At 71.2% G+C, this 7,018-nt stretch carries 5 protein-coding genes; 1 reads left to right on the top strand and 4 read right to left on the bottom strand.

The genetic code is table 11. The features are described 5' to 3' along the window. The coding region (locus FJ108_17355; protein ID MBM4337657.1) for a hypothetical protein at positions 1–437 on the bottom strand (437 nt) is incomplete at its 3' end. A gap of 110 nt (positions 438–547) precedes the next feature. Here FJ108_17355 and FJ108_17360 point away from each other — a divergent pair. Beyond that, positions 548–1,888, top strand: coding sequence for a zinc-binding dehydrogenase (locus FJ108_17360; protein MBM4337658.1), 1,341 nt, complete (start codon positions 548–550; stop codon positions 1,886–1,888). Here FJ108_17360 and FJ108_17365 read toward each other — a convergent pair. From FJ108_17365 to FJ108_17375, 3 genes are all read right to left on the bottom strand, one after another. Further along, entirely contained in the window at positions 1,866–5,009 is a 3,144-nt protein-coding gene (locus FJ108_17365; GenBank protein MBM4337659.1) for a CusA/CzcA family heavy metal efflux RND transporter, read from the bottom strand. The genes FJ108_17360 and FJ108_17365 overlap by 23 nt on opposite strands. A gap of 9 nt (positions 5,010–5,018) precedes the next feature. Further along, entirely contained in the window at positions 5,019–6,260 is a 1,242-nt protein-coding gene (locus tag FJ108_17370) for an HlyD family efflux transporter periplasmic adaptor subunit (protein ID MBM4337660.1), read from the bottom strand. After that, on the bottom strand, positions 6,257–7,018 hold a 762-nt coding region (locus tag FJ108_17375), incomplete at its 5' end, for a TolC family protein (protein MBM4337661.1). The genes FJ108_17375 and FJ108_17370, both read right to left, overlap by 4 nt.

The following is a 7,018-nucleotide window of genomic DNA, read 5'->3' on the forward strand; positions in this document are numbered from 1 at the left end:
GGGGCGGTGTCGCGCCCCCCGTCGGGCCCGACGAAGTTCGGGTTCGCCCGGCTCGAGGCGTTGTACGCGGAGTAGACCGAGAAGCCGTCCGCGTCGTACGACGCCGGGAATCCGCCGATGTTCGCGACCAGCGTCTCCGCGAACGCCGGCGCGTAGTGACCCACGGTGTCCCGCGCGCCGAGCGAGCCGAGCAGCCCCGAGCGCAGATCGACGAAGCGATTCCGGTCGGCGCGAGCGTCGAGGAGCTCGGCCAGGTTCGCCTCGAAGCGGCTCTCCGGCGGGCCGAGCAGGGCCGCGGCGCCCGCGGCATCACCCTCGGCGAGCAGCGCGCGGTGCAGCGCGTCGTCCGCGCGCGAGAGCACCGCGCCGTCGAGCAGCAGCTGTTGCAGCCGCAGGTACTCGGCATCGCCGAGCGCCCCGCGCACCGAGGACGTCAAGCTCGGGCGGGAGTACGGGCCGAAGGCGCCAGCCCGCACCTCCCAGAGCTTGCTGCCGGTCTGGTTGATCGGAAGATCGAGGCGCGTGCGATCGAACGGCCGACACAGAAATGCGGCGAGGTTTCCGATCGCGGGATCCGCCGCGAGCTCCGGACAGCCGGCGGCTCCGCTGCGGATCGGATCGAAATCGATCTGCGCGAAGGCCCGAGCCGGGGCCGCGAGCGAGGCGGCCAGAATCAAGAGCCAGAGCGCAGCTCGAGCCATGGGAGGGACCCTCCGAAGCGTCGACCGGCAGGCTACCACGGCAGTCAGGGCGGCCGTTGGAGAAACTCCAGTGTCTCGTCCAGAATGCCGGCTCGAAGCCACGCACGAGGAGAGGCGCGATGCAGGCGATCGTCTACCACGGCAAGGAAGATTTCCGGTACGAGCGGACCTCGGATCCGAAGCTCGAGAGCGAGTCGGACTCGATCATCCGCGTATCGCGCACCGCGATTTGCGGCTCGGACCTGCACCTGTACCACGGCGGGATACCGGACGGTATCGGCGCGTCCGGCGGCTTCGCGGTCGGCCACGAGTTCCTCGGCGTGATCGAAGAGGTCGGCCGCGGCGTGCGCGGCTTCAAGAAGGGCGACCGCGTGCTGGCCTCGTGCACGGTCGGCTGCGGCGACTGCGCGCTGTGCCGGCGCGGCGTCTACAGCGGCTGCCTGACCATGACCAAGGGAGGCGGCGCGGGGAACGTGTTCGGCTTCTCGCCCTCGCTTCCGGGCGGGCAGGCCGAGGCGGTGCGCGTTCCCTTCTCCGACACGAATCTGTTTCGGGTGCCCGCGCAGCTCTCCGACGAGCAGGCGCTGTTCCTGACCGACATCCTGCCCACCGGCTACATGGGCGCGGAGCTGGCCGAGGTGAGCCCCGGCGACACCGTGGTGGTCTTCGGCTGCGGACCGGTCGGCACGTTCGCGCAGATGAGCGCGTTCCTGCGCGGTGCCGCGCGCGTGATCGCGGTCGACCTCGACGACGAGCGCCTGGCCCGCGCGCGCGCGCGCGGCTGCGACACCGTGAACTCGAGCCGAGAGAACCTGGGCGAGCGCGTGCTCGCGCTCACCGACGGCCTGGGCGCGGACGCCTCGATCGAGGCGGTCGGCCGCTCCGAGCTCATCACGCAGGCCGCCATGGTCACGCGGGCCGGCGGCCGCATCGCCGTGATCGGCGTGCTGACCGAGGCGACCGCCACCCTGCCCTGGTTCCTGCTGTTCATGAAGAACCTGTCGCTGCGCACGGGGCTGGTGAACCCGCAGTGCCACATCCCGCGGCTGCTGCCGCTGATCGAGCAGGGCCGGCTCGACCCGACCGTGATCATCAGCCACCGGCTCCCGCTCTCCGACGGCCCGCGCGGCTACGACGTCTTCGCGCACCACAAGGAGAACGTGCTCAAAGTCGTGCTGCAGCCGTAGCGGCGCGTCTGGCCGCTCTGCGCTCCAGCGCCGTGTAGAGCACCGGAAGCACGATCAGCGTCAGCGCGGTCGAGGTGAGGATCCCTCCGATCACCACCGTAGCGAGCGGCCGCTGTACCTCCGCGCCCGCGCCGGTCGAGAGCGCCATGGGAACGAAGCCGAGCGACGCGACGAGCGCGGTCATGAGAACCGGGCGCAGACGCGTGAGCGCGCCCTCGCGCACCGCAGCGTCGAGCGGGCGGCCTTCGCGCCGGAGCTCCTGGATGAACGAGACCATCACGATGCCGTTCAGAACCGCGACCCCCGACAACGCGATGAAGCCGACGCCCGCCGAGATCGAGAGCGGAATGCCGCGCAGGAGCAGCGACGCGATCCCGCCCGTCCAGGCGAGCGGAACTCCGCTGAACACGATCGCCGCGTCACGCGCCGACCCGAACACCGTCGCGAGAATCGCGAAGATCAGCAGCAGCGCGAGCGGAACCACGATCCGGAGCCTCCGGCTCGCGGACTCGAGCTGCTCGAACTGACCGCCCCAGGCGGTCCAGTAACCGGTGGGGAGCTCCACGTCTTCGCTGATTCGGTCTTCCGCCTCCGCGACGAACGAGCCGATGTCGCGCCCCCGGACGTTTGCGGTGACCACGACGCGGCGCTTGCCGTTTTCGCGGCTGATCTGGTTGGGTCCGGTGCCGGTAGAGATCTTCGCCACGGCGCCGAGCGGAACGAATTCGCGCCGGCCGCCGGGGAGCAGGATCGGCAGCCGTTCGAGCGCCTCGACGTCGCCGCGCAGCGCCTCGGGCAGGCGCACCACCACGTCGAAGCGGCGGTCGCCCTCGAAGACCTGCGCCGCGACCGAGCCGCCGATCGCCGTTCGCACGACCTCCTGCACCTCGGACTGCGACAGGCCGTAGCGCGCAAGCTGCTCGCGATCGATCTGGACCTCGAGCATCGGAAGGCCGGTGATCGGCTCGGCTTTCACGTCGGCCGCGCCGCGAACGCTCTCGAGGATCTTAGCCACGCGATCGCCCATCTCGACCAGGAGCTCGAGGTCGTCGCCGAACACCTTCACCGCGACATCGCTGCGCACGCCCGCGATCAGCTCGTTCATCCGCATCTCGATCGGCTGCGTGAACTCGTAGTTGCTGCCGGGGGCGAGCGCGACGGCCGCTTCGAGCGACGCCACCACCTCGTCCTTCGGCCGACGCGGATCCGGCCAGTCGGAGCGATCCTTCAGGATCACGAAGCCGTCGGCCACGCTCGGCGGCATCGGGTCGGTGGCGACTTCGGCCGTGCCGATCTTGGCAAACGTGAGGTCGACCTCCGGCACCGAGCGCAGCGCGCTCTCCAGCGCTCGCTGCATCGAGACCGCCTGCGTGAGGCTGGTTCCGGGGATGCGCAGCGCGTGCAGGGCGACGTCGCCCTCGTCGAGGCTCGGGATGAACTCGCTCCCCATGCGGGTGGCTGCGCCGAACGAGACCAGCAGGAGCACGACCGCGACGGCGGCCACCCAGATCGGCCGACGAAGCGCAAGATCGAGCGCGCGCTCGTACGCGAATCTGGCGCCGTGCATGATCCGGCTCTCTCGGTCGCTCACTCGTCCGCGCAGCGAGACGGCGATGGCCGCCGGTACGAACGTCACCGAGAGCACGAGCGCCGAGACGAGCGCGAGGATCACGGTGACCGCCATCGGGTGAAACATCTTCCCTTCCACGCCGGTGAGCGCAAGGATCGGCACGTAGACGATCAGGATGATCATCACCCCGAACACGCTCGGCCGGACCACCTGGCGGGTCGCGTCGGACACGACCTCGAGCCGCTCGCGCAGCGCCAGCGGCTCGGCGCGATCGCGACTCGCCTCGGCGAGCCGGCGGATGCAGTTCTCGACGATGATCACGGCTCCGTCGACGATCAGGCCGAAGTCGAGCGCGCCGAGGCTCATCAGGTTCGCGCTGATTCCGCTGCGCGCCATCCCGGCGAAGGTCAGGAGCATGGAGAGCGGGATCACGAGCGCGGTGAGCAGCGCCGCGCGCGCATTGCCGAGCAGCGCGAACAGAATCGCGATGACCAGAAGCGCCCCCTCGACCAGGTTGCGCTGCACGGTCGCGATGGTCCGGTCGACCAGTCCCGTGCGCTCGTAGACGGTTCTCGCGACGATGCCGGACGGCAGGCCCCGGTTGATCTCGACGAGCTTCGCGGCGGTTCGCTGCGAGACCGCGCGGCTGTTCTCGCCGATCAGCATGAAGACCGTGCCGAGCACGACCTCCCGACCGTTCTCGGTGGCGGCGCCGGTGCGAAGCTCCGGACCGAGTGCGACCTCGGCGAGGTCGCCGACGCGGATGGGCACGCCGTCTGCGTTGCCCACGACGATCCGGCGCACGTCGTCGAGATCCTGGAGCTGTCCGGGCGCGCGAACCAGGTACTGCTCGCCGTTCCGCTCGATGTAGCCGGCGCCGGTTCCGAGGCTGTTGCTCGCGATCGCGTCGAGAAGCGAGCGGAAGCCGAGCCCGTGCGCGACCAGGCGCTCGGGGCGCGGCGTCACGTGGACCTCCTTCACGAAGCCGCCGATGCTGTTCACCTCGGTCACGCCCGGCACGGTGCGGAGCTGCGGCTTGATCACCCAGTCCTGGAGCGTGCGCAGGTCGGTCAGGTCCCACGGCCGGCCGCGCTCGTCGGCCGCGCCGGACTGCGGCTCGACGCCGTACATGAAGATCTCGCCCAGCCCCGTCGCGATCGGGCCGAGCTCGGGCTCGAGGCCATCGGGCAGACGCGACGTCGCCTCGCGCAGGCGCTCGTTCACCAGCTGGCGCGCGAAGTAGATGTCGGTGCCGTCCTCGAAGACCACCGTCACCTGCGACAGCCCGTAGCGCGAGATCGAGCGCGTGTAGGAAAGGCGCGGCAGACCGCCGAGCGCGGTCTCGATCGGAAACGTGATGCGCTGCTCCGACTCGAGCGGCGAGTAGCCGGGCGCTTCGGTGTTGATCTGCACCTGGACGTTGGTGATGTCCGGGACGGCGTCGATCGGCAGCGTCGTGAAGCTGAACGCTCCGACTGCCGCGGCCAGGAGCGTCGCGCCGAGCACGAGCCAGCGACGTGCGAGCGCGGTGCGGACGATGGCATCGAGCATTCCGGCCTCCTAGTGATCGTGCGTCGCGCCGGACTTGCCCGCCTCGGCCTTGAGGACGAAGCTGCCGGCGGCGACGTAGCTCTGGCCCGCGGACAGGCCCGAGACCACCTCGACGTGGGCCGCGTCGCTTCGCCCGAGCTCGAGCGGCTGCGCCTCGAAGACATCGCCGGCGGCGATGAACACGACGTCCCAGTCGCGCAGGCGCTGCAGCGCGTCGACCGCGACCGCCACGGGAACCTGCTCCGCGCCCACCTCGACCTCGGCCGTCACGAACAGGCCGGGGCGCCAGGAACGTTCGGGATTCGCGAGCACGGCGCGCGCGAGCAGCGTCTGCGTGCCGACGGCGCCGATCGGCGACAGGTACGCGAGCGTGGTCTCGACGGGCGGCGAGCCGTCGCCGGCGTCGACCCGAACCGTCTGCCCGACCCGCAAGCGGCCGAAGTCGCGGCGGTACACGTCGAGGTCGACCCAGACGCTGCCGAGATCCGCGATCTGGAACAGCTCGCGCTCGGTCGAGACGAACTCGCCGGGCGCCACGTCCTTCGCGATCACGGTTCCCGCCAGGGGCGCGCGGAGCTCGAACGCCTGCAGGCTCTCGTTGCTCTCGATCGTCGCGAGCAGATCGCCGCGCGCGACCGCGTCGCCGAGCCGCGCCTTCACCGAGCGCACGACGCCGGGGAAGCGCGGCATCACGTGCGCGAGGGCATCCTCGTTCGGCGCGATGCGGCCGTAGAGGACCACGCGCTCGCGGATCGTCGCCGGGCCGGCTGCGGCGACCTGGATGCCGGCGATCTCGCGCTGCCCGGGTGCGAGCGTCACGCGGTTCTCGTACGAGGAGAACCGGAAGCGGTGCTCGCGTCCCGCCTCGCGCGCGACGACCTCCGCGTCGAAGGAGTGCGGCTCATGGACGATCGCGTCCCCGAGCAGGCAGTCGCCGCGCGGCGCGAAACGGATCCGGTCGACGCGCTCGCCCAGACGGCGCAGCGTCACCTCGAGCTCCACGCTCGCGGGATCGATCGGCTTCTCATCCCGGTACACGTAGGCACGGAACTCCGGCGGCACGCCCTGCTCGAAGATCGTGAGCTCGAGGGCGAACGCGCCATCCTCGAGCCAGCGGCCGCGATGCGGGCCGCGCTCGAAGGACCCGGGCTCGACCTCGTCGGCGTGCTCGCCGCGCGAGCAGGCGAGCGGAGCGGCCAGGAGCACGAGAGCGGCCAGAGCGGCCGCGCGAGAGAGCTTGTCGGGCATCATGGCTGGACCTCCAAAGGAACCCCGGTCAGACGTTCGATCTGCTGCGCGCTGTGGTGCGCCTCTGTGAGGGCGGTCAGGTACTGCTCGCGCGCGGCCAGGCGCGCGCGTTCGGCGTCGAGAACTTCGAGCTGCGCGAAGCGGCCCTGCTCGTAGCCGCGTCGCAGCGCTTCGACCGCGCGCTCGGTGCCGGGAATGACGCGCGAACTCAGCAGGCCCGCCTCCTCCGTGGCGGCCTCGAGGCCTACGCGCGCCTCTTCGAGGTCGGCCGCCGCGCGGACGCGCGCGCCGCGCGCCTCTGCTGCGAGCTTTGCGACGCGATGCTCGGTTTCCGCGATCGAGCCACTCCTTCGGTCCCAGAGTGGAAGCGGCACGGAGAGACCGACGACGAAAGCCGTCTCGTCGGGACCCGAGAGGCGGCGCGGTCCGGCGTGAAGCGTCACGTCGGGAGTCCGCTCGCTTCGCGCGCTCGCGCGCGAAGCGTTTCGGCGCAGCAGCTCCGCCTGCCAGCGCGCGACGCTCGGGCTCTCCGCGAGGCGTTGCCGCAGCTCGTCGGCGCGCGGCGCGATCGGAAGCCGATCGAGTCCGCCGACGGCGCGTTCGAAGCGCGGCGCCTCGCCTCCCCACATCGCGGCAAGCTTCTGGCGTGCCGTCGCGAGCCCGTGCTCGCTGTGCTCGAGCTCCACCCCGGCGACGTCGACCGCGACGCCCGCGCGGATCTCCTCGGCCGGAGTCGCGATGCCGGCCCGCAGCCGGCGCGA

The sequence above is a fragment of the Deltaproteobacteria bacterium genome, from assembly GCA_016875225.1.
In the GTDB taxonomy this organism is placed as follows: Bacteria; Myxococcota_A; UBA9160; order SZUA-336; family SZUA-336; genus VGRW01.